The following is a 21,609-nucleotide window of genomic DNA, read 5'->3' on the forward strand; positions in this document are numbered from 1 at the left end:
TGATGCCGGTTGGGCTGGACGACGCCCGAGCCGCTGCGTTGCCACCAGGTGGAGCCGACTGTGGTGGCGGAGATCGACGTCGACACCGCGTACAAGCACCACCGCTGGCGGCACCGGTCCTTGCGTCCACGGCTGGACCTGTCGGTCCACCCCGCTGCTTCGTCGAAGCAGCGGGGCCACGCGGGTCGGGTCAGTGGACCTCGAAGCTGCGGCTGTCGCTGTAGCTGGCCAGGTGGTCGAGGTCGGGCGGCATGTGCACCCGGTAGTGGTGGGTGCCCTTCGCGGATGGCTGGATGGCGAACGAGTAGGCACCGGTCCACGACAACGCCGTGCTGCTCACCGTGGACCAGCTTCCGTCCACGTAACGCTGCAGGTGCACCGCCTTGCCTGGGTGGGCCGGGGACACGCTGCCCGACAGGGTGACCGAGCCACCGAGGGGAACGGACGTCGTCGACAGCGAGGCAGTGACGGTGGTCTTCACCCAGACCGTCGTGAGGCCGCTCTCCGAACCCAGGTGGGCCGTCGAGCCGCGGTGCCGCCACTTGTAGTCCAGACCCCACGAGGGCTTGTGGCTGTAGCTCACCTCGCCCGAGCTGTCAGTGGTCGACGTGGTGATCAACGTCCACTGGCTGGTGCCCTTACGCCTGCCGTAGAGCTGCACCGGAGCGTTCGCGATACCCGCGCCGGTGTCCGCGCGGACTGCCGCGCCCGACACCGTCACCGCCGACCCGTACGCCAGCGGCGTGGCACTGGCCGCGATCGTGGTCGTGCTGCCGACCAGGGTCACACTCGGCGCGGCCGACAGCTTGCCGCTGCTGTCCTTGACCCACGCCGCGAACGTGTACGTCGTACCCGGCACCAGCCCCGTCGCCGTGACACCGCTGCCCGTGCCCCCGTACACCGCCGTGCCGGCGGTTGGTGACGACGGCGCCGTCGGGCCCGTGGCACTTCGCACGATCACCTGGTCCAGGTTTGTGATCGACGGCAGCGTCCAGGACAGCGTGGCCGAGCCGACACCACCGGTCGCCTTGAAATTCGACACCATCGCCGGGCCCTCGACGGTGAAGCCGTACGTGGTGACCATGGATGAGGTGCGGTCGGCCGTAAAGCTGCGGACGCTGAGGACGTACCTGTCGGCGACCGGCGGTGTCCAGGTCACCGCCGCGCTGCCATCGGCCTCCGCGGCAACGGTGCCGCTGCCCGCGGCAGACCCGTTGCTGACCCACCATTGGTACGAGGTCGAACCGGGCATGCGCGGCGTGAAGCGGAAGGTACCCGGGGCGAGGTGACCGCTGCCGGTCGCCGGGAAGTCGGTCGAGGCGACCCGGGGCCCGTCCGTCACGGTCCAGGTCACGCCGCCCTGGTCCGTCTGCAGGCCGGCGGCGTTGCGGGCGATGACCGTGACGGCCTTGTAGCCACTCCTGGCCGGGGTGAAGCTGAAGGTGGCGGTGCCGTCGGCGGCCGGCTCGACGACCTGGCTGCTGGCCTCGTCGTAGTGGAGCGTCGCCACGTAGTCGACCACGTCGGCCATCTGGCTGCGGGCCGTGAAGGTCGCCGGCGTGCCCAGGTCGGTGCCGCCGGTGCGGGTCACCGTCGGTGCCGCTCCGTCGACGGAGATCGGTCGCCAGCGCGGATGGGAGAGGGTGCCGTCGGCGCTCCGGCTCTGGATCCGCAGGCCGGCGACGCCGGTCTCGGTGGCCGTCCAGGTCAGGTCGGCGGTGCCGTCCGGCCGGGCCGGAACGGTGATCTTCTCGATCGGCCGCTGGTCCAGGCTCGAGTATTCCGCCCAGTAGACGTACGCCTCGACGTCCGGCATCCGGGGCGCGAGGCGGAAGGTGAGCGACGACCCGATGACCACGTCGCCGCCCGGGTCCCCGGTGAGCGTCGGGCCGTTGTCGACGAGGAACCGGTAGGCGCGGTCTGCGTGCGCCGTGCCGTCACGCGTGACGCTGTGCACGTAGAGGGTCTGCAAGCCGCCCCGCGTCGGAGCGATCATGACCGTCGCTTTTCCGGCGGCGTCCGCGGGCACGGTTCCCGATGGTCCGCCCTCGTCGATCCGCCATGCGAACGCCGCTGTGCCGGCGACCGTGGCGGTGAACTCGAACGCGCCGGGCACGCCGACGTTGTAGTCAAGGTTCGGAGCCGAGTCCTGGTACGCGGCAGAGAAGACCGACGGCCGGGTCTCCTTGACGTAGAACACGTAGTGGGCCGGCTCTGACCAGTTGCCAGCCCGGTCGACGGCGTGGACGGTGAGCGAGTGGTGGCTGGCAGCTCGCGGGGTCCAGCGGACGGTCGCCGGACCGCCGAGCCCTTCGGCGTCCACCGTGCCCTCCACGGTGTCTTCCCAGACCTCGGCCGAGCCGAACCGGTAACGGTAGCTGACGGTGTCGGCGGAGACTGAGGCCAGCGCGAACACGCCGGGGACGCCGATCGCGCCACTGGCGTCGTCCCAGCTGCCCTCGGGATACTCGGCAGAGGTGACGGTCGGCGCCGGGCCACCGCTGCGGTCGATGGTGAAATGGCACGTGTCGCTCCACGCCGACGCTGCCGCGCCGTCGAGGACCCGCACCCGCCAGGCGTACGTGACGCCGTCGAGCTGCTTCGCATCGTCCTCAAGCTGGACGTAGACCTCGTTGCTCTGCTCGCCGACGAGGCGGAGCCACTGCTGCGGGTGCTCCGGGTCGGCCACGTCCCACACCTGGAAGTCGGCCTCAAGCTGGGAGCCCGCACCCGTACGGTCGAAGGTGCCCCGCAGCACGACGGCCTGGGCGTCGTTGAGCCTGACCGGGCTCAGGTACGGCCCCGGTGCGGCGGTGGCGCACGGCTGGCCGGAGGTCTTGAGGTCAGTGGGTGCGCCCGCGGCCGCGGCGGCCGGGGCGACGGTGAGCCCCACGATCGTTGCGCAGCCAAGTGTCGAGGCCATGATCAGAGCCATGGCACGCTGACGAGCGCGCGGAGCGTTACCCACGTGGTCTCCCCATGATGGACAGGTAGCGTTATCAGCCGCGAAGAGGATCGCATGCCGCTGCGACGGAGGGCGTCTCAGAGCCGCCGGCTACCCCCACCGGTTCAGGACCTCACCGCCACCCTCGCCGGGTACCCGAGTTGATCTCGGTGACGGTAGGTGACGCAGCCAGCTGGACCGAGCGTGCTGAAGCGGAATCGATTGAGACTCACGAAAAAGGCCCCTGACCGGCGTTATCGCTAGTCAGGGGCCTCTTTTGCACCTGGTGGCGGGTAGAGGATTCGAACCTCTGTAGCTTTCGCGACGGATTTACAGTCCGCTCCCATTGGCCGCTCGGGCAACCCGCCAGGGCACCCCACCGCGTCGTAACGCGGCGGCGGAAGCAAGGATAGCGGCTCACCCCGGCATCGGCGCAACCGGGTACCGTCAGGGGGTCGTACCGCTGGTCAGCGGGGGACAAATGGACCACAGACCGCCGGACAGCAGGAGCATGAGCATGGCAGCGAACCCGTCGTTCGACATCGTGAGCAAGGTCGATCGCCAGGAGGTCGACAACGCCCTCCGCCAGGCGGAGAAGGAGCTCGCGACGCGGTTCGACTTCCGGGGCACCGGCGCCGAGATCTCCTGGTCGGGCGAGGAGGCGATCAGCCTCCAGGCGGAGACCGAGGAGCGGGTGCGGGCTGCGCTGGAGGTCTTCAAGGAGAAGGTGATCAAGCGGAACATCTCGCTGAAGTCGCTGGACGCCGGCGACCCCCGACCCTCGGGCAAGATCTTCAAGATCGACTGCAAGGTCATCCAGGGCATCGACTCCGACAAGGCCAAGGCGATCAGCAAGAAGATCCGCGAGGAGGGCCCGAAGGGCGTCCAGGCCCAGATCCAGGGCGACCAGCTCCGGGTCACCGGCAAGAAGAAGGACGACCTCCAGGCCGTCATCACCCTGCTCAAGAGCGAGGACTTCGGCGTCGCCCTCCAGTTCACCAACTACAGGTAAGGACGCACCGGCCGTTCCGCGTGCCGCCCGTATCGGCGAGATACGCAGGCATGACTCCGGCGACTCGCCGCCGGCGGTGACGGCACAGACGGCTGAAGCGGGTTGCCGCGCGGTCGACAAGGACCGGAGTGAGCCCCAGCCCGCTCGATCACGACCGACGGGAGTGCGCGCCTGACAGCCAGTCGCCGCCAGGCGCGCACACCGCCTTCAGCAGCAACCGCCCGCACCGGCAACCCCATGACAGAATCAACAAGACATCTTGTACGTCAATTCTTGTACGTTTAGCGTAAAGGCGTGGCAGAGAATCAGCCCGTCCTGCACCTGACCGACCCGCGCGCCATGCGTGCCCTGGCCCACCCGACCCGCCTGCGCCTGCTGGCAGAGCTGCGGACGCGGGGGCCGCAGAGCGTCGGGATGCTCAGCGACATCGTCGACGAGGCGGTCGGGTCGGTCAGCTACCACCTGGGCAAGCTCGCCGAGCACGGCTTCGTGCAGGAGGCACCGGAGTGCGCGCGCAGTCGCCGCGAACGGTGGTGGCGGGCGGCGCACGCCCGCACCGCTTGGGAACCGTTCGAGGTGCTCGACGATCCGGAACGCAAGGCCGCCTCCGATCTCCTGCGCCGGGCGGTGCTCCAGCGCTACACGGAGAACCTGCAGGCCTACCTCGCCGCCGAGGCCACCTACGAGCCGCAGTGGGTCCGGGGCACCGCCAGCAGCGACACCACGCTGCACCTGACGAGTGACGAGCTGGTGGAACTGCGCGAAGATCTTGAGGCGCTGGCGGCACGCTGGGCGGCGCGCAGCGACCCCGAGCGGGCGGACGCCCGCCCGGTGACGCTGATCCACCACGCGTTCCGGCGGCCCGATTGAGCGCGCCGCCGCGCCGGACGCCCCTGGTGGGCCTCCTGGCCGCACACGCGCCGCCCGCGAACTCGGGGGTGCGACCGCCTTCGGGCTGCTGGTCGGCGCCATGGGCGGCGGCGCCCTCGTCGGCTCGTTGGCCTTCAGCGCCGTCGGGCACCGGCTGCCCCGCCGCACGACCTTCGTGACCGCGTTCGCCGTGGCCGGCGCTCCGCCCCTCTGGAGCCTCGCGGCCGGGCTGCCGTTGCCCGTGCAGGCCACCGTCTTCGCGGTCTCCGGCTTCGCCGCCGGGGCGATCAACCCGTTGATCGGGACCGTCAAGCTCGAACGGGTGCCGCCGCACATGCGCGCCCGCGTCTACGGCGTCATCGGCGCGGGCGCCTGGGCCGCCATCCCCCTCGGCGCGCTCGGCGCGGGCTTCGCCAGCGAGCACCTCGGCACGACCGGCACCCTCGTCGCGGTCGGCACCTGCTACTTCCTCGTCGTGCTCACACCCCTGCTCGGTGGACCGTGGCGGACCATGGACCGGCGGCCGGAGCCGGCGCGGCGGCAGGTGGCACCCGCACCGGCCGGGTCGTCAGGCGGGTAGCAGTTCCTCGGTGCGTACCGCCCTCGCCTCGGCGCTGGCGATGGGCCCGGCGGGCAGGGCGGCGACCCCGGCGCCGACGGCGACCGCGACCCCGGCGAAGACGAACGCCCAGGGCACCCCGCCGCCGTGGTCGACGATCAGGCCGGCGACCGCGCCGCCGGCGGCGCTGGCCCCCACCGACATGGTCACCACCCAGGTGTACGCCTCGTTCAGCATGCTGGTCGGGGAGATCCGGCCGACCAGGGTGTTCTCCAGGGTGAGCGCGGGCGCGATCGTGGCACCGCCGATCACCAGGGCGGTGCCCAGCGCCAGCGGGGTGGGCATCACGGCGAACACGGCGAAGCTGGCGGCCACCGCACCGAGCAGCAGCGAGAACTGCCGGGTCATGTTCCGGGCCGGCTTGCGGACACCGAACCAGAATCCGCCCACGGCGCTGCCGACGCCCCAGACGGCCAGCAGCACCCCGGCGAGGCTGTCGGGGTCGTCGGAGGTGTAGGCGGTCGCGAACGCCGGCACGGTCACGCCGGCCGCGCCGAAGGCGACGCCGATGCTGGCCACGCAGAGCAGCAGCGCCGGGAAGCCGGGGACGCGCAGCGGCCCGAGCCCTCTGGTGTGGTGTTCACGCGGGTGCGGCTGCCAGCCGCGCATCACCCGGCCGAAAGCGACCGCCAGGGTGCCGACCAGGGTCACCACGGCCGAACCGACCAGGGCGGCCCCGGCGTCGGCGAACAGGATGAAGCCGGCGACCAGCAGCGGTCCGAGTACGAAGACGATCTCGAAGAGGGTGGTCTCGGCGGCGAGGGCGGTGTTGCGCAGGTGCCACCGGCCGGACGCGGGTGAGGTGAGGTCGTTCCAGGCGCCCCGGATCGCGGCGGTCAGCGGCGGATAGGTGGCCCCGGCGACCCCGGAGGCCACGAAGACCAGCGCCAGGCTGCCGGAGTCGGAGCGGGCGGCCCAGAGCAGCCCGAGCAGGGCGAACGGGTGGGCGATGGCGGTGCCGACGAGCACCGGGCTGGGGCCGATCCGGTCGGCGATCCGGCCGGCCACGGGGCTGAGCGCGGCGCCGGAGAGCGCGTAGATGCCGCCGGCGACGGCTGCCAGCGAGTAGCGCCCGGTGACCTGCTCGACGACCAGCAGCAGCGCCAGCGGCGTCATCCCGATCCCGAGCCGGCCGATGATGCCGGTGAGCAGCAGCATCGGTGCTCCGGGGATCCGCCAGACGCCCAGGTACTGGCGCAGTGCGGCCACGGTCGACCTCCAGGTGGTGTAACGAGCGGGAAACCTTTCGACCCTAACGCCGCGCGGCGGGTGGAAGAAACGGTTAACGCGCTCACACGCAGGTCCCGCCCGTGCCCGGCGGACCGGGCACGGGCGGAAAGGTGATCAACGCCTCAGCGCTGGAACTGCACCGGGCCGCTGTTCGCGGCCATCCGCTCCAGCCGCGCGACCCGCTCCTCCATCTTCGGGTGGGTGGCGAAGAGCGTGGCCACGCCGCCGCCCCGGAACGGGTTGTCGATCATCAGGTGGGCGGTGCTGGTGAGCTGCCCCTGGGCCGGCAGCGGCCGGCTCTGCGTACCCATGTGGATCTTCCGCAGGGCGCTGGCCAGGGCCAGCGGGTCCCGGGTGAGCTGGGCGCCGGAGGCGTCAGCCTGGAACTCCCGGCTGCGGCTGATCGCCAACTGGATGATGGTGGCCGCGATCGGGCCCAGGATGATGGTGAGCAGCAGCACGGCCGGGTTCGGGGAATCCTCGTCGTCGCCCCCGCCCAGCGGGATGAACCAGGCGATGTTCGCCAGCATGGTGATGATGCCGGCCAGACCGGCCGCCACGCTGGAGATGAGGATGTCCCGGTTGTAGACGTGCGACAGCTCGTGCCCGATCACCCCGCGCAGCTCGCGATAGTCGAGGATCTCGGTGATCCCCTGGGTGACGCAGACGGCCGCGTTCTGCGGGTTCCGCCCGGTGGCGAACGCGTTGGGTTGCGCCGTCGGGCTCACGTAGAGGCGCGGCATCGGCTGCCCGGCCTCGGTGGCCAGCTCGCGGACCATCCGGTACAGCTCGGGGAACTGTGCCTCGCTGACCGGTTGCGCCCGCATCGAGCGCAGCGCGAGCTTGTCGGAGTAGAAGTAGGTGACGCCGTTCATGACCAGCGACAGGACGACGGCGATGACCAGGCCGCCACTGCCGCCGAACCAGTAGCCCACCGCCAGGATCAGCGACGTGAGCAGGCCGAGCAGCGCGGCGGTCTTCAGACGGTTGTGGTGCACGATCACTCCTTCGGTGCACGGATCACGCGGGACCCGCTGACCGGTTCAACATCCCGGTACCCGTCAACCATCCGTCTCATGGCTGAGAGTTGCCTGGGATGTCCGGAGTGCCCGTCGATGCCTACCCCGCCGGAAAGCGGGAAACCGACCGCCGGGAGCGCCGTTCAGCGCGCGGCGACGTCGAGGACGAGCTGCGGTGCGAAACCGATCACAATCGCCACCGCGGTGGCCACGACGAGCACCAGGCCGACCGTCCGGGCCCGCACGGGGGCCGAAACGCCGCCGACCGGGGCGAACGCGGCAGCCGGCGCTTCCCTGCCACCGGGCGACGCGGCCGGCGCGGCCCAGAGTGCGGCGGTGAGGCGCAGGTAGTAGGCCAGCCCGATCACCGCGTTCACGGCCACCACCACGGCGAGCCAGCCCGCGCCCCCGTCCAGCAGCGAACGGACCACTGTCACCTTGGCGAAGAGGCCCGCCAGGCCCGGCGGCAGGCCGGCGAGCCCGACGAGCGCCAGCCCCAGCGCGACCGCCGGCCACGGGTGCCGGCGGGCAGCGCCGCGCAGGTCGTCGACCGTGCCGCCGTCGGCGCCCGCCGGGCGCAGCGCCACCACGGCCGCGAAGGCCGCCAACTCCAGCACCACGAAGAAGACGGCGTACGCGACGGCGGCCGCGTACGCGGCGGTGCGGGCGTCGGCGGCGCGCCCGGCGGCCAGCGCCAGCGCGCCGAGCGGGGCGAGGATGTAACCGGCCTGGGCCACGGAGGACCAGGCGAGCAGCCGCACCGTACGCCGCTGGCGCAGCGCCACCAGGTTGCCGACGGTCATGGTCAGCACCGCGAGCAGGGCGAGCACCGGGCCGGTCACGTCGGCCGGCAGCGCGTGCTGCACGACGGCCAGCAGGGCGACCACGCCGCCCAGCTTGGAGGCGGTGGACAGGTATGCCGCCACCGGCAGCGGCGCGCCGTCGTAGGTGGCCGGCGCCCAGGCGTGGAACGGCACCGCCGCCACCTTGAACGCCAGCCCCAGCACGACCAGCGCCACGGCGGCGGTGGTGAGCGGCAGGTCCAGCAGTTCCGGCCGCTCCGCGAGGAGCGCGCCGATCCGGCCCAGGTGCAGCCCGCCCGTGGCCGCGTAGAGCAGCGCCGCCCCCAGCAGGGTCACCGTGGTGGCGACCACGCTGACCACGAAGAAGGTGACCGCCGCCTCGGCGCTGGCCAGGCTGCCCCGGCGCAGCCCGACGAGGACGTAGAGCGGCAGGGTGAGCGTCTCCAGCGCCACGATCAGGGTGATCAGGTCGCCGGCCGCGCCGAGCACCACGCCGCCCGTCATCGAACAGGCGAGCAGGAAGCAGTACTCCCCCGTCGGCGACTGCCCCGCCCGCAGCAGCGGGCCGGACAGCGCGAGCACGCCGAGGGTCAGCAGGGCGACCACCCCGGCGACGAGGGCGGCCCGGCCACCGAAGACGTACGAGCAGTCGGGGCCGACGCAGAACGTACGCCGCTCGCCTCCCGCACCGACCACGGCCGCGCCGAGCGCCGTGGCCGCCGCGCCGACGGCGGCCGTCGCCAGCGTGACCCGGGAGCGGGCCACCAGCAGGTCGGCGAGCAGCACCAGCACGGCCGTGCCGGCGGCCAGGTACGCCGGAAGCAGCGCCACGTTGTCGACGCTCTGCACCACGCTCATGCCCGCACTCCGCTCCGCTGCGCGCCGTCACGAGCCACCAGAGCACTGCGCCCGATGATTCGCTCGCTCCGCTCGCTCACCGCAGCACCTCCACCAGGGCGTCGACGGGGGCCTCGGCGACGCCGAGCACCAGGGTCGGGGCCAGGCCGACCGCCAGCGCGAGCAGCACCAGCGGCGCCCACGCGACCAGTTCCACGCCGGCCAGGCCGGGGGTGAGCCGCCCGACCGCCGGGCTGGGCCGCCCGTGCGTCACCCGCCGCAGCAGCCGCAGCAGGTACGCCGCGGTGAGCGCCCCGCCGACCGCCGCCAGCACGCCGAGGGTGGTCCAGAGCGCCCCGCCGACCTCGACGGCGGCCACCACCGCGAACGCCTCCCCCCAGAAGCCGGCCAGTCCGGGCAGGCCGAGCGAGGCGACGGCGGCGAAGCCGAGCAGCCCGGCCAGCCGGGGCGCGGTCTCCCGCAGCCCGGACAGCTCGTCCAGCGACCCGGTGTGGGTACGGTCCTTGACCGCGCCGGCGAGGAAGAAGAGCAGGCCGGTGATCACCCCGTGCGCGACGTTGCCGATCAGGGCCGCCTGGATGCCGGTGGCGGTGAGCGTGGCGACCCCCAGCAGCACGAAGCCCATGTGCCCGACGCTGGAGTACGCGATCAGCCGCTTCAGCTCGCGCTGCGCGAGGCAGACCAGCGACCCGACCAGGATCGCCGCCACCGCCAGCACGCCGAGCACCGGGGCGGCCCAGCGGGCGCCCTCGGGAGCCACCCCGACCGCGATCCGGATCAGCCCGTACGTGCCCATCTTGAGCAGCACCCCGGCGAGCACGACGCTGCCGACGGTAGGTGCCTGGGTGTGCGCGTCGGGCAGCCAGGAGTGCAGCGGCCAGAGCGGGCTCTTCACCGCGAAGGCCAGCGCGAGCAGCGTGAACGCGGCGAGCTGGGTGCCCCGGGACAGCCCCGTCCCGCCGGTGAGCGCCACCACGTCGGCCGTCCCGGCGGCGGCCACCACGGTGAAGACACCGACCAGCAGCAGCACCGAGCCCAGCAGCGTGTAGAGGGCGAACTTGCGGGCCGCCCGCCGCCGGTCCGCGCCGCCCCAGCCGGCGATGATCGCGTACATGGGGAGCAGGACGACCTCGAAGAAGACGAAGAAGAGCACGAGGTCGAGGGCGAGGAAGGTGCCGAGGATGCCGACCTCGACGGCCAGCAGCAGGGCCACCAGCGCCCGGCCGCTGCCGCCGTCGGGCACCTTCCACACCGTGTAGGCGCAGCAGAGCAGGGTGAGCAGGGCGGTCAGCACGACCAGCGGCCAGGAGATGCCGTCCACCCCGAGGTGGAAGCGCAGGTCGAGGCCGGGCACCCAGGGCAGGTCGAGCCGGTGCCAGGGGCGCACGGCGGGGGCGTCGGCCGCGTAGCCGGTCCAGCCGCGATCGCCGACGAGGAGCAGCGCGGCGGCCACCAGGGTCAGCCCGGCGACGACCGTGCCGACGATCCGGGCCGCCCGGTCCCTGGGCGTCGCCACCACCGCCAGCGCGCCGAGCGCCGGCAGTGCCAGCACCGCCACCAGCAGGAACTCCCCCAACCTCATGGCGTCACCTCAGTTCGCGACTGCGGGGCTCGCAAACCCGGCTCACTCCTCGCACTCACGGCGTCACCTCAGTTCGCGACTGCGGGGCTCGCAACACCGGCTCACTCCTCGCGCTCACGGCGTCACCTCAGTTCGCGACTGCGGGGCTCGCAAACCCGGCTCACTCCTCGCACTCACGGCCCTCATGCGGAGACTCCGATCAGGACGGCCGCCAGGCCGATCAGCAGCGCCCCGGCCAGCACCCCGGCCGCCGCGCGCGGCAGCGCCGCGCGGTGCAGCGCCGCCAGCCCGCCGCCGAGGCCGAGCGCGGCCCGGCCGCTGCCCTCGACCGCGCCGTCCACCACCACCTCGTCGGTCGTACGCGCCGCGCGGGCCAGCGCCGTCGTCGGGCGTACGACCAGGGCGCGCTGGATGTCGTCGAGCCGGAACGCGGCGGCGAAGACCGGCCGCAGCGGGCCCAGCCCGGTCGCCGGGTCGGCGGCCGGGTCCCGCCGCCAGCGGAGCCAGGCGAGCCCGGACCCGACGACGAGCAGCGCCAGCGGCAGCAGCAACTCCGGGCCGACGTGGATCAGGAGATGCTCGCCGGCCGGCGCGCTGACGGTCGGCGTCAGCAGCAGCCGGCGGGCGAAGGACTGGTCGAAGCCGGCGAGGCCGAGCAGGGCGGCCGGTACGGCGAGCAGCAGCAGCGGCCAGCGCAGCACGGCGGGCGGGTCGTGCGGGTGGGCCAGCGGGATCCGCGTCTCGCCGAAGAAGGTGCGCAGCAGCAGGCGGGTGGCGTACCAGGCGGTGACCGCGACGCCGACCAGCCCGGCCAGCCAGACCAGCCAGCCCACCCAGGCCGGGGCGGGGCCGGTGCCGTGCAGGGCGGCGTCCTGGGCGACGGCGAGCACGCCGTCCTTGCTCCAGAAGCCCGACAGCGGGGGCAGCCCCGCCAGCGCGCCCAGCCCGACGACCGTGCACCAGAAGGTGACCGGCATGCTGCGGCGCAGCCCGCCCATGCGGGACATCAGCGTGGTGCCGACGGCGTGGATCACCGCACCGGCGGCGAGGAACAGCAGCGCCTTGAACGCGGCGTGGGTGAGCAGGTGGAACAGGGCCGCCGGGGTGGAGCCGACCGCCAGCGCGCCTGTCATGTAGCCGATCTGCGAGACCGTCGACCAGGCCAGCACGCGCTTGAGGTCGTCCTGGGCGGTGGCGGCGAACGCGCCGAGCAGCAGGGTGACCGAGGCCATCACGCCCAGCACCGTCAGCGCGGCCGGGGTCACCTCGAACAGCGGGTAGAGCCGGGTCACCGCGTACACGCCGGCGGCGACCATCGTGGCGGCGTGGATCAGCGCCGAGATCGGCGTCGGGCCGGCCATCGCGTCCGGCAGCCAGGTGTGCAGCGGGAACTGGGCGCTCTTGCCGGCCACCCCGGCGAGCAGCAGCAGGCAGGCGGCCGTCAGCGTACCGGTGGCGTGGTCGTGGGCGAGCACGTCGGCGATCCGGAAGCTGCCGGCCGAGACGCCGAGCAGCGCGATGCCGAGCAGGAAGCCGACGTCGCCGACCCGGGTCACCAGGAACGCCTTCATGGCGGCGGCCGGCGCCTCGGGCAGCCGGCGGTCGTGGGCGATGAGCAGGTAGGAACAGATGCCCATCACCTCCCAGCCGACCAGCAGCAGGATCAGGTCACCGGCGACCACCACCAGCAGCATGGCCGCGGTGAAGAGGCTGATCTGCGCCGCGTACGGCGGGTAGCGGTGGTCGGTGTCGACGTCGTCGTGCGGGCCCCGCCGCAGGTAGCCGACCGAGTAGACCTGCACGGCCAGGGCCACCGCGGCGACCGCGACGGCGACCAGCGCGGCGGCGGAGTCCAGCCGCACCCCGAGGCTCACGGTGAGCCCGCCGAGGTCGACCCAGGTGGTGGACGCCTCGGCGGGCCGGTCGAGGGTGGCCAGCAGCGCGACGGCGAGCGCCAGCGCACCGGCCGCACCGGTCACCCCGAGCGCGATCGCCACCTGTCGGGCGCGGCCCCCGTCCGTTCCGGCGCCGCGCGGCGCGGGTGGCAGCAGCAGGCCGAGCAGACCCGCGACCAGCGGTACGGCCGGCAGCAGCGCGCCGAGCAGGGTGGTCGTGCTCACCGCTCCCCCTCCGGGCGGTCGACGGACCCGGGCCGGGTGCGGGCCCCGGCGCCGTTGCCCGCGCCGGACCGGGTCAGGGCCGGCTCGACCGGGCTGTCGGTCGGCCGGCCTTCGGTCAGCGCCACCTCGTCGACGGCCACCGTGGACCGGAGCCGGTAGAGCTGGAGCACGATCGCCAGGCCGACCCCGATCTCGGCGGCGGCCAGCACGATCACGAAGAGCGCGAAGACCTGCCCGCCGTGCGGCAGCTGGGCCCGCACGGTGGTGTCGGCGGTGACCAGGATCAGGTTGACCGCGTTGAGCATCAGCTCGACGGCCATCAGCACCAGCACCGCGTTGCGCCTGCGCAGTACGCCGTAGACGCCGAGGCCGAACAGCAGTGCGGCGGTGACGTACGGGATGACGGGTCTCACCGCGACCGCCCCTCGCTGCTCCGCTGGTCGGCCCTCGGCCGGTCGCTGCCCTGGTCGGCCTTCGGCCGGCCGATGTCGGGGCGGGAGATCACGATGGCCCCGACCAGGGCGGCCAGCAGCAGCACCGAGAGCACCTCGAAGGGCAGCACCCAGCTGCGGAAGATCTGATCGCCCAGGCGTTCCGCGGTGCCCGCGTCGGGCAGCTCCACGGCCGTCCAGCGGTAGGCGTCGACCAGCAGGGCGGCCAGCCCCAGGCCGGTGCCGCCACCGATCAGCGCCGCGGCCCAGCCCGGCCGGTCCAGGTCGTCGGAGGCGCCGATCGGGGCGCGGGTGAGCATCACCGCGAAGAGCAGCAGCACCACCACCGCGCCGACGTAGATCAGCACCTGCACCCAGGCCACCAGCTCGGCGGTGAGCACCAGGTACATCCCGGCCAGCGCGCCGAGACAGAGCACCAGGTAGAGGCCGGCGCGCACCAGGTGTCGCGTCGCCACCACCAGCACCCCCGAACCGACCGCCACCGCCCCGAGGGCGAGCAGCAGCACGTCCGCACCGGTCATGCGCCGGCCTCGGGCTCGGGGCGTACGGCAGGGGCGGCGGGACGGGCGGCGGGCGCGGCCGGGACCGCGGCCTTGCGCGCGGCGGCGGTCTCCTCCTTCGCCGGCTCACCGTGCGGGTCGTGCGCGGGCGGCGGTGGCACGGTGGCCATCCACTGCCCGAGGTGGTCCTTGTCGTGCAGCAGGTCCTTGATGTCGTACTCGGCGTACTCGAACTCGGGCGACCAGTAGAGCGCGTCGAAGGGGCAGACCTCCACGCAGATGCCGCAGTACATGCAGAGCGAGAAGTCGATGTCGAACTTGTCGAGCACGTTGCGCTGGCGGGGGCGGGCGGCGCCGGGCACCGCCACCTCCTCCTTGTGGGAGTCGATGTAGATGCACCAGTCCGGACACTCCCGGGCGCACAGCATGCAGACCGTGCAGTTCTCCTCGAGCAGCGCGATCACCCCACGTGAGCGGGGCGGCAGCTCGGGGGCGACGTCCGGGTACTGCTGGGTGGTCGAGCGGCGGGTCATCGTCTTCAACGTGACCGCGAGCCCCTTGACCAGGCCCGCGCCCGGCAGGCCACGATCTGGGTCGGTGCCGCCCGGCTCGCTGCGCTCGCTGCGGTCGGTCATGCCGACCATCCTGCCCTGTGGCCGCGGCGCGCGCGACCACCACCCGGGGTCTGCCGGCGGTACGGTGCGGTGGGGAGAACGACGCACCGGAAAGGGCTCGCCATGACCGTCGCGTTGCAGGGCGACCATCCGCCGCCGGGCGGGTGGACGGCCGACGACCTCGACCGCCTGCCCGACGACGGCCGCCGCCACGAACTCCTGGACGGAAACCTCATCGTGTCGCCCTCCCCCACGCGACTTCACCAGTCGATCGCCGGTCGCCTCATGGCCGCGCTGGAGGAAACCTGCCCGCCCGACCTCGACGTCACGCAGGGCGTCGAGGTGCGGCTCTCCCGGACCCGGTCCTTCTTCCCCGACGTGCTGGTCACAGAGCTGGACGCCGCCGCGCGCAACCCGTCGCACTACCAGCCCCACGAGGTCATGCTGGTGGTCGAGATCGTCGCGGAGGGGTCGCGGAGCATCGACCGGGTGCTCAAGCCCGCGTTGTACGCCGAGGCGGGCATCCCCTACTTCTGGCGGATCGAGACCGACTCCTGGACCGTCGTGCACGCCCACAAGCTCGACCCGGCGAAGCGCGTCTACGTCGAGCAGGCCCGGATGACCGACGGCATCCTCGTCCCGGAGCCGTGGGAGATCGACATCCCGCTGGGCAGGATCACGCCCCGGTCCCGCTGATCCCACCCGCCGCGGGCGGGAGCATCTCGACTCCGAGCTGCTGGAGGAGCTGGAACAGCTCGGTGCTGCTCCACACGTCGACGATCCGGCCCGCGTCGTCGAAGCGCAGGAAGCTCGCCCCCGAATAGCTGACCACCTGCCCGGTCGGCGGCACCGGCCCGAACGGCCCGGCGTGGGTGCCGGCCGCCCGCCAGTGCACCGCCACCCGGTCCCCGCCGGCCACCACGTCCACGATCTTGTAGCGCAGGTCGGGGAAGGCGGCACGTCGTTCCCGGTGCCACGCCAGCGTCGCCTCCGGGCCCTCGCCGCCCAGCCCCGGGCACTGCGGCGCGACCAACTCGTACGCGGACTCCTCCCGGCGGGCGTTCCACACGTCGGCGATGAAGCGCCGGGCCGCCGCCTCCACATCGGTCATCGCGGCAGCGTATCCGCGCGCCGTCTGCACGGCCCCGAGCGCACCCGCCGGCGACGACCGGACCGGGTAACCGGCGGGACGGGACGGAGGTCGACGCTCGACGCGCCCCGACCGTGGCGAAGCCGCCATGATGGGAGGGGACGGACGAAGGCGACGGCGGAGGGGGCGGGCGTGGACGGCACGACCGAGGGCAGCACGACAGACGGCGGCGCGACGGCCGGTGGCGCATCCGGTGGTGGCGGGGCGGCCGGTGGCGACGAGGTGCTGATGCGGACCGGCGGCAGGTATGTCGAACCGGGCGGCGAGTTCACCCGGGACCAGCGCTACATCGCCACCCGGATCACCGCCGACGGTCGGGACGGCTGGCCGGTGCAGCCCGGCCGCTACCGGCTGGCGGTCAGCCGCGCCTGCCCCTGGGCGAACCGGTTGATCATCGTACGAAGGTTGCTCGGGCTGGAGGACGCGATCTCGATGGCGGTCGCCGGCCCGACCCACGACAAGCGGAGCTGGACGTTCGACCTCGATCCGGGCGGGCGCGACCCGGTGCTCGGCATCGAGCGCCTGGCCGACGCGTACTTCGCCCGGTTCCCCGGCTACGAGCGGGGCATCACGGTGCCGGCGATCGTGGACGTGCCGACCGGGCAGGTGGTCACCAACGACTTCGGGCGGATGAGCCTCGACCTGTCCACCGAGTGGACGGCGTACCACCGCGAGGGCGCGCCCGACCTCTATCCGGAGCGGCTGCGCGACGAAATCGACGAGGTGAGCGCGGTGCTGTTCCGGGACGTCAACAACGGTGTCTACCGGTGCGGCTTCGCGGGCGACCAGGCGGCGTACGAGAGGGCGTACCGCCGGCTGTTCGACCGGCTTGACCTGCTGGGCGGGCGACTGGCCGGGCAGCGCTACCTGGTCGGGGACACCATCACCGAGGCGGACATCCGGCTGTTCACCACGCTGGTCCGCTTCGACCCGGTCTACCACGGCCACTTCAAGTGCAACCGGAGCAAGCTGACCGAGATGCCGGTGCTGTGGGCGTACGCCCGGGACCTGTTCCAGACCCCCGGCTTCGGCGACACGGTCGACTTCGACCACATCAAGCGGCACTACTACGAGGTGCACCGCGACATCAACCCGACCGGGGTGGTGCCGCTCGGCCCGGACCTGGCGAACTGGCTCACCCCGCACGGCCGGGAAACCCTGGGCGGCCGGCCCTTCGGCGACGGCACCCCGCCCCCGCCGCCCCCACCCACCGAACGCGTCACCCCCACCCACACCCCCCTCCCCTGACCCCACCCCACCCCACCCCGCCCCGCCCCGCCCCGCCCTGCGATCTTGCACTTTGTGCCCGCGAATTGTGCACTTTGGTAGATATGTCGAGGCACAAAGTGCAAGATCGACGAGCGCCAAGGGGCGGGGAAGGCAGGGGCGGGGGTGGGGGTGGGTTACAGCGCTACGCGGACGGCGGCCGTCAGGACGAGCTGGCCCAGGGAGACGGGGACCAGGACCAGCCAGCAGAGGCGCTGGAGTTGGTCCTCGCGTAGCCGGGGGTAGGACACCCGGAGCCAGATGATCAGGAACGAGACGGCGAAGACCTTCAGCAGGGTCCACAGCCAGCCGAGCTGCGCGTCGGCGAACGGGCCCTGCCAGCCACCGAGGAAGAGCACGGTGGTGAGCGCGGCGATCACGACGATGCCGACGTACTCGGCGAGCAGGAAGAAGGCGAACCGCAGCCCCGTGTACTCGGTCATGTAGCCGAAGACCAGCTCCGAGTCGGCGACCGGCATGTCGAACGGCGGGCGACGGATCTCGGCGAGCCCGGCGAGGAAGAAGACGACCATGGCCGGGGCCTGCCAGAGCAGCCACCACGGCTGCCACGCCTCGACGATGCCGGACAGGCTGAGGGTGCCGGCTGCCATCGCCACCGACGCGGCGGCCAGCACCAGCGGCAGCTCGTAACCGAGCAGTTGGGCCGCGCCGCGGATCCCGCCGAGCAGGCTGTACTTGTTGGCCGACGCCCACGCCGACATCAACACCGCCACCACGCCCACGCCCACCACTGCCAGCACGAAGAACAGGCCGACGTCCAGCGGCTGCCCGACCAGGTCGTTCGGGCCGAGCGGGATCACCAGCAGGACAAGAAGGTAGGGCACGAGGGCGACCGCCGGGGCGAGCCGGAACACGGCCCGGTCCGCCTCCCGGGGCGTGACGTCCTCCTTCTGCACGAACTTCACGCCGTCGGCGACCAGCTGGGCCCAGCCGTGGAAGCCGCCCGCGTACATCGGGCCCAGCCGGCCCTGCATGTGTGCCATCACCTTGTGCTCGGCCTGACCGACCAGCAGCGGCAGGGTGAGGAAGGCGACCAGCACCCCGCCCACCCGGATCACCAGCTCCAACCACAGCGGCATCAGGGCGTACCTCCGTCGTCGCCGGCACGGTCGTCGGGTGCCGGCCGGTCGGCGGCCGGGCCGCGCGGCGCCGGGCCCGCGCCGGAGACCGGCGGGTCAGCCGACACCGGGCCCGCGCCGGAGACCGGCGGGTCAGCCGACTCCTGGCCCGCGCCGGGGGCCGGCGGATCGGTCGGTGCCGGGCCGTCGGCGGCACCGGCGGGCCGGGCGGTACGGGCCGGACGGGCCCCCGGCGCCGGCCGGGCCGGCCGCTCCCGGGCCGGACGGGCGGGGGTGCCGCCGCGCGGGCCCTCGCCGACCCCGCCCGCACCGGCCGGCGTCGGGGTCGTCCCCCACTCCCCCGGCGCCGGTACGCCCGGCGGACGGATCGGCCGGCGCCCGCCACCGGCCTCGGACTCGCCCGGTTCCTTGGCGCCCGGCCAGGGTTTGGCCACCCGGGAGGCGAGCACGAACTCCTTGCGCAGCGGGTGGCCCTCGAACTCGGGCGGCAGCAGCAGCGGCGTCAGCCCGGCGTGGCCGGGGAAGTCGATGCCGAACATCTCGTGCGTCTCCCGCTCGTGCCAACCGGCGCCGGGGTAGACGTCGACCACCGAGGCGACCGAGGGGGCCTCCCGGGGCACCCGGGTGCGCAGCAGGAGGCCGTGCCGGCGGGTGGTGGACCAGAGGTGGGCGACCACGTCGAAGCCGCCGGCCAGCTCGTCGACGGCGGAGAGCCAGTCGAAGAAGTCGCAGGCCAGCTCGGCGTCGTCGCGGGCCGCGCGGAGCGCGTCGCGCCACTGCGCCGGCGGTACGTCGACAGTGGCCCGGGCGTGTGCCTGGCCGCCGGAGACCGACGGGGTCACCTCGGCGGTCGCGAGCAGCGCGACCATCCGCTGACCGACCTCTTCCGGAGTCATGCCGCTGATCCTAGGGCCTGCCGGGTGGGGCCCGCCGGGAGCGAGCGACGGCCCAGCGCCCGGCCCCGCCCGCCCGGGCGGCGCCGGTGGGACGCCCCCGATCCGGGGTGATCTGGTCGCTTTGCCCGCCGACGGGCGGGCCGGCCGGGAAGGATGGGGCCGTGCGCGCTGTGACTGTCATCCCGGGTGTCGCCGACTCCCTGCGGCTGGTCGAGGACCATCCGGAGCCGCCGCCCGAGGAGGGCGCGATCCTGGTCGAGGCGCTGGCGGTGGGGATCTGCGGTACCGACCACGAGATCATCGCCGGCGAGTACGGCGAGGCGCCGCCCGGCGTGGACCAGTTGGTCCTGGGGCACGAGTCACTGGGCCGGGTGCTGGAGGACCCGTCGGGCACCCTGCAACCCGGCGACCTGGTCGCGGGGATCGTCCGGCACCCCGACCCGGTGCCCTGCCCGAACTGCGCGGTCGGCGAGTGGGACATGTGCCGCAACGGCCAGTTCACCGAGCACGGCATCAAGGCCCTGCCCGGCTTCGCCCGGGAACGCTGGCGGCTGCAACCCCGGTTCGCCGTCGGGCTGGACCGGGCCCTCGCCCCGGTCGGCATGCTGCTGGAACCGACGAGCGTGGTGGCCAAGGCGTGGGAACACATCGAGCGTATCGGCGCCCGCGCCGAATGGCAGCCGCAGACCGCACTGGTCACCGGGGCGGGACCGATCGGCCTGCTGGCCGCGCTGCTCGCCACCCAGCGCGGGCTCGCCGTGCACGTGCTGGACCGCAACACCACCGGCCCGAAGCCGGAGCTGGTCCGGGCGCTCGGGGCGACCTACCACACCGTGCCGGTCGACGAGCTGGACTTCGCACCGGACGTGGTGCTGGAGTGCACCGGGGCGCCGGTGGTCGTCCTCGACGTGATGTGCAAGGTCGGGCCGGCCGGCGTCGTCTGCCTGACCGGCGTCTCCAGCGGCGGGCGGACCATCGACTTCGACGCCGGCGCGCTCAACCGCGCTCTCGTGCTGGAGAACAACGTGGTGTTCGGCTCCGTGAACGCCAACCGCCGGCACTGGGACCTGGCCGCCGAGGCGCTGACCCGTGCCGACGGGGGCTGGCTCGACTCGCTGATCACCCGCCGGGTGCCGGTGGGGGCGTACGCCGAGGCGTACGCCCACGAACCCGACGACATCAAGGTGGTGCTGGAGTTCGGCTCCTGACGCCGCTCAGAGGCCGGGCAGCCGGCCGTTGCGGAACAGGTCGACGAAGAGCTGGTGGTCCTGCCGGGCCTGGACGCCGTACGCGTGGGCGAAGTCGACCAGGTGGGCCACGAAACCCGCCTCGTCGGCGTCCACCGCCGCCACGATCGCCTCCTCGGTGGAGTAGTCGACCAGGTCGTGGCTGGACTCGTCGTCGGCCACCGAGTGCATCCGGGCGACCGCCCGGCCCAGGTCGGCCAGCACCCCGGCCAGCTCCTCCGGCTCGTTCACGTCGGCCCAGTCGAGGTCGGCCGCGTACGGGGAGACCTCGGCGACGAGCTGGCCCGCCCCGTCCAGCTCGGTGAAGCCCAGCCACGGGTCGGCGTGCGCCTGGAGTGCGCGCTGCGACTCGGCGGTGCGGTGCCCCTGGTGCTGGAAGTAGGCCGCGACCGCCTCGTCGGCGATGTGCCGGGCCACCGCCGGCACCTGGGCCTGCTTCATGTAGATGACCACGTCGTTCTCCAGCGCCTGGGTGTGGCCCTCCAGGAGCAGGTTGTACGACGGCAGCCCGGCGGAGCCGATGCCCACTCCCTTGCGCAGCACGACGTCCTTGATGTGCGTGGCCACCGGACGGAACTGGGCGGAGAACGCCGGCAGGGTGCCGAGGTACCGCTCGAACGCGGCGCAGACCCGCTCCCGCGTCTCGGCGTCGATCTCGAAGACGCCGTCGCCGAGCGAGAACCGGCGCTCGTAGTTGTCGATGGTGGTCTGGGCGGCGAGCAGGTCGACCCGGGTGTTGAGCCGCGCCTGCTGGAGCACCCGGCGGAGCACTCCGTCGGCGTTGTCCAGGGTGATCGAGCCGATCGCGTCGTCGCCGCCGGCCGCGATGGCCCGCAGCTCGGTCAGGTACGACCTCGCGAAGCCGGCGACCAGGTCGCTGATCGCCCGGTCGGAGAGCGCCTTGGTGTAGCCGATCAGCGCCACGCTGGCCGCCAGGCGCTTCAGGTCCCAGCTGAACGGGCCGACGTACGCCTCGTCGAAGTCGTTGACGTTGAACACGAGCTGCCCGGACGCGTTCATGTACGTGCCGAAGTTCTCCGCGTGCAGGTCGCCGTGGATCCACACCCGGCTGGTCCGGTCGTCGAGGAACCGCTCGTCGGCGAAGGCGCCGACCTGGTCGGCGTAGAACAGCGAGGCGCTGCCCCGGTAGAAGGCGAACGGCGACGCGGCCATCTTGCGGAACTTGCGCCGGAAGGCGGCCGGGTCGAGGGCCATCGACGCGCCGAACTCCTCGGTGAGCACGTCGACGATGTAGGCGGAACGCTGATCGGCGGAGTGGTTCATGGTGCGCAGGCTAGCCCCCGGCGGCCACCGCGTTCCGGTCGCG

At 73.1% G+C, this 21,609-nt stretch carries 18 protein-coding genes, 1 tRNA gene and 1 pseudogene; 6 read left to right on the top strand and 14 right to left on the bottom strand.

The annotated features are described in order from the left end of the window. Window positions 1-190: 190 nt before the first annotated feature. Together ABZ809_RS11785 and ABZ809_RS11790 are read right to left on the bottom strand one after the other, a co-directional pair. Window positions 191-2,923, bottom strand: coding sequence for a hypothetical protein (locus ABZ809_RS11785; protein ID WP_357562429.1), 2,733 nt, complete (start codon window positions 2,921-2,923; stop codon window positions 191-193). 305 nt (window positions 2,924-3,228) lie between these two features. Then, a tRNA-Tyr gene (locus ABZ809_RS11790) sits at window positions 3,229-3,312 on the bottom strand. 149 nt (window positions 3,313-3,461) lie between these two features. Between ABZ809_RS11790 and ABZ809_RS11795 the strand changes: the two genes are divergently transcribed. The 3 genes from ABZ809_RS11795 (at window position 3,462) to ABZ809_RS11805 (ending at window position 5,406) form a co-directional block, all read left to right on the top strand. Then, window positions 3,462-3,956, top strand: a complete 495-nt coding sequence (locus ABZ809_RS11795) for a YajQ family cyclic di-GMP-binding protein (protein WP_357562430.1) — start codon at window positions 3,462-3,464, stop codon at window positions 3,954-3,956. A gap of 294 nt (window positions 3,957-4,250) precedes the next feature. Next, window positions 4,251-4,826: a helix-turn-helix domain-containing protein gene (locus tag ABZ809_RS11800; RefSeq protein ID WP_357562431.1), complete on the top strand. Its 576-nt coding sequence runs from the start codon at window positions 4,251-4,253 to the stop codon at window positions 4,824-4,826. Then, window positions 4,822-5,406 carry an MFS transporter gene (locus ABZ809_RS11805; RefSeq protein ID WP_357562597.1) on the top strand — a complete coding sequence of 195 codons (585 nt, stop codon included), beginning with the start codon at window positions 4,822-4,824 and terminating at the stop codon, window positions 5,404-5,406. The genes ABZ809_RS11800 and ABZ809_RS11805 overlap by 5 nt, the downstream gene beginning before the upstream one ends. Here ABZ809_RS11805 and ABZ809_RS11810 read toward each other — a convergent pair. The 8 genes from ABZ809_RS11810 to ABZ809_RS11845 form a co-directional block, all read right to left on the bottom strand. Further along, window positions 5,395-6,654: an MFS transporter gene (locus tag ABZ809_RS11810; RefSeq protein ID WP_357562432.1), complete on the bottom strand. Its 1,260-nt coding sequence runs from the start codon at window positions 6,652-6,654 to the stop codon at window positions 5,395-5,397. The two genes, ABZ809_RS11805 and ABZ809_RS11810, sit on opposite strands and share 12 nt — an antisense overlap. Before the next feature lie 143 nt (window positions 6,655-6,797). Continuing rightward, window positions 6,798-7,673, bottom strand: a complete 876-nt coding sequence (gene htpX, locus ABZ809_RS11815; RefSeq protein WP_357562433.1) for a zinc metalloprotease HtpX — start codon at window positions 7,671-7,673, stop codon at window positions 6,798-6,800. Window positions 7,674-7,837: 164 nt separating this feature from the next. After that, the gene (locus tag ABZ809_RS11820) at window positions 7,838-9,355 is read right to left on the bottom strand and encodes a proton-conducting transporter membrane subunit (protein WP_357562434.1); all 1,518 of its coding nucleotides are present in this window, start codon (window positions 9,353-9,355) and stop codon (window positions 7,838-7,840) included. A gap of 76 nt (window positions 9,356-9,431) precedes the next feature. Continuing rightward, window positions 9,432-10,937 (bottom strand): NADH-quinone oxidoreductase subunit M, encoded by a 1,506-nt coding sequence (locus ABZ809_RS11825; RefSeq protein WP_357562435.1) that lies wholly within the window; start codon window positions 10,935-10,937, stop codon window positions 9,432-9,434. 182 nt (window positions 10,938-11,119) lie between these two features. Beyond that, window positions 11,120-13,057 carry an NADH-quinone oxidoreductase subunit L gene (locus ABZ809_RS11830; RefSeq protein ID WP_357562436.1) on the bottom strand — a complete coding sequence of 646 codons (1,938 nt, stop codon included), beginning with the start codon at window positions 13,055-13,057 and terminating at the stop codon, window positions 11,120-11,122. Beyond that, window positions 13,054-13,470 (bottom strand): NADH-quinone oxidoreductase subunit NuoK, encoded by a 417-nt coding sequence (gene nuoK, locus ABZ809_RS11835; protein ID WP_357562437.1) that lies wholly within the window; start codon window positions 13,468-13,470, stop codon window positions 13,054-13,056. The genes ABZ809_RS11830 and nuoK overlap by 4 nt, the downstream gene beginning before the upstream one ends. Further along, window positions 13,467-14,030 (bottom strand): NADH-quinone oxidoreductase subunit J, encoded by a 564-nt coding sequence (locus ABZ809_RS11840; RefSeq protein ID WP_357562438.1) that lies wholly within the window; start codon window positions 14,028-14,030, stop codon window positions 13,467-13,469. The genes nuoK and ABZ809_RS11840 overlap by 4 nt, the downstream gene beginning before the upstream one ends. Then, window positions 14,027-14,653, bottom strand: coding sequence for an NADH-quinone oxidoreductase subunit I (locus ABZ809_RS11845; RefSeq protein ID WP_357562439.1), 627 nt, complete (start codon window positions 14,651-14,653; stop codon window positions 14,027-14,029). The genes ABZ809_RS11840 and ABZ809_RS11845 overlap by 4 nt, the downstream gene beginning before the upstream one ends. Window positions 14,654-14,746: 93 nt before the next feature. Between ABZ809_RS11845 and ABZ809_RS11850 the strand changes: the two genes are divergently transcribed. Continuing rightward, complete coding sequence (locus ABZ809_RS11850) at window positions 14,747-15,319, top strand: Uma2 family endonuclease (RefSeq protein WP_357562440.1); 573 nt, start codon at window positions 14,747-14,749, stop codon at window positions 15,317-15,319. Here the strand turns inward: ABZ809_RS11850 and ABZ809_RS11855 are convergent. Next, complete coding sequence (locus ABZ809_RS11855; protein WP_357562441.1) at window positions 15,300-15,734, bottom strand: ester cyclase; 435 nt, start codon at window positions 15,732-15,734, stop codon at window positions 15,300-15,302. The genes ABZ809_RS11850 and ABZ809_RS11855 overlap by 20 nt on opposite strands. 267 nt (window positions 15,735-16,001) lie before the next feature. Between ABZ809_RS11855 and ABZ809_RS11860 the strand changes: the two genes are divergently transcribed. Continuing rightward, window positions 16,002-17,021 (top strand): glutathione S-transferase C-terminal domain-containing protein, encoded by a 1,020-nt coding sequence (locus ABZ809_RS11860; RefSeq protein ID WP_357562598.1) that lies wholly within the window; start codon window positions 16,002-16,004, stop codon window positions 17,019-17,021. A gap of 155 nt (window positions 17,022-17,176) precedes the next feature. On the opposite strand, the gene ABZ809_RS11865 is transcribed toward ABZ809_RS11860, so the two are convergent. Both ABZ809_RS11865 and ABZ809_RS11870 read right to left on the bottom strand, forming a co-directional pair. Next, entirely contained in the window at window positions 17,177-18,139 is a 963-nt protein-coding gene (locus tag ABZ809_RS11865; RefSeq protein ID WP_357562442.1) for a complex I subunit 1 family protein, read from the bottom strand. Window positions 18,140-18,468: 329 nt separating this feature from the next. Continuing rightward, a pseudogene (locus tag ABZ809_RS11870) lies at window positions 18,469-19,035 on the bottom strand (NADH-quinone oxidoreductase subunit C); the annotation flags it as partial. A gap of 161 nt (window positions 19,036-19,196) precedes the next feature. On the opposite strand from ABZ809_RS11870, the gene ABZ809_RS11875 reads away from it, so the two are divergent. Beyond that, window positions 19,197-20,243 (top strand): glucose 1-dehydrogenase, encoded by a 1,047-nt coding sequence (locus ABZ809_RS11875; protein ID WP_357562443.1) that lies wholly within the window; start codon window positions 19,197-19,199, stop codon window positions 20,241-20,243. A gap of 6 nt (window positions 20,244-20,249) precedes the next feature. On the opposite strand, the gene ABZ809_RS11880 is transcribed toward ABZ809_RS11875, so the two are convergent. Continuing rightward, window positions 20,250-21,566 (bottom strand): DUF2252 domain-containing protein, encoded by a 1,317-nt coding sequence (locus tag ABZ809_RS11880; protein ID WP_357562444.1) that lies wholly within the window; start codon window positions 21,564-21,566, stop codon window positions 20,250-20,252. Window positions 21,567-21,609 lie beyond the last annotated feature (43 nt).

The sequence above is a fragment of the Micromonospora sp. NPDC047074 genome (assembly GCF_040643815.1).
Lineage (GTDB): Bacteria > Actinomycetota > Actinomycetes > Mycobacteriales > Micromonosporaceae > Micromonospora.

Coding starts and splice junctions, on each gene's coding strand:
- ABZ809_RS11850 (WP_357562440.1), top strand. CDS start 14,747: ATGACCGTCGCGTTGCAGGGCGACCATCCGCCGCCGGGCGGGTGGACG.
- ABZ809_RS11880 (WP_357562444.1), bottom strand. CDS start 21,566: ATGAACCACTCCGCCGATCAGCGTTCCGCCTACATCGTCGACGTGCTC.
- ABZ809_RS11795 (WP_357562430.1), top strand. CDS start 3,462: ATGGCAGCGAACCCGTCGTTCGACATCGTGAGCAAGGTCGATCGCCAG.
- ABZ809_RS11860 (WP_357562598.1), top strand. CDS start 16,002: ATGCGGACCGGCGGCAGGTATGTCGAACCGGGCGGCGAGTTCACCCGG.
- ABZ809_RS11865 (WP_357562442.1), bottom strand. CDS start 18,139: ATGCCGCTGTGGTTGGAGCTGGTGATCCGGGTGGGCGGGGTGCTGGTC.
- ABZ809_RS11825 (WP_357562435.1), bottom strand. CDS start 10,937: ATGAGGTTGGGGGAGTTCCTGCTGGTGGCGGTGCTGGCACTGCCGGCG.
- ABZ809_RS11840 (WP_357562438.1), bottom strand. CDS start 14,030: ATGACCGGTGCGGACGTGCTGCTGCTCGCCCTCGGGGCGGTGGCGGTC.
- ABZ809_RS11820 (WP_357562434.1), bottom strand. CDS start 9,355: ATGAGCGTGGTGCAGAGCGTCGACAACGTGGCGCTGCTTCCGGCGTAC.
- ABZ809_RS11785 (WP_357562429.1), bottom strand. CDS start 2,923: ATGGCCTCGACACTTGGCTGCGCAACGATCGTGGGGCTCACCGTCGCC.
- ABZ809_RS11845 (WP_357562439.1), bottom strand. CDS start 14,653: ATGGTCGGCATGACCGACCGCAGCGAGCGCAGCGAGCCGGGCGGCACC.
- ABZ809_RS11855 (WP_357562441.1), bottom strand. CDS start 15,734: ATGACCGATGTGGAGGCGGCGGCCCGGCGCTTCATCGCCGACGTGTGG.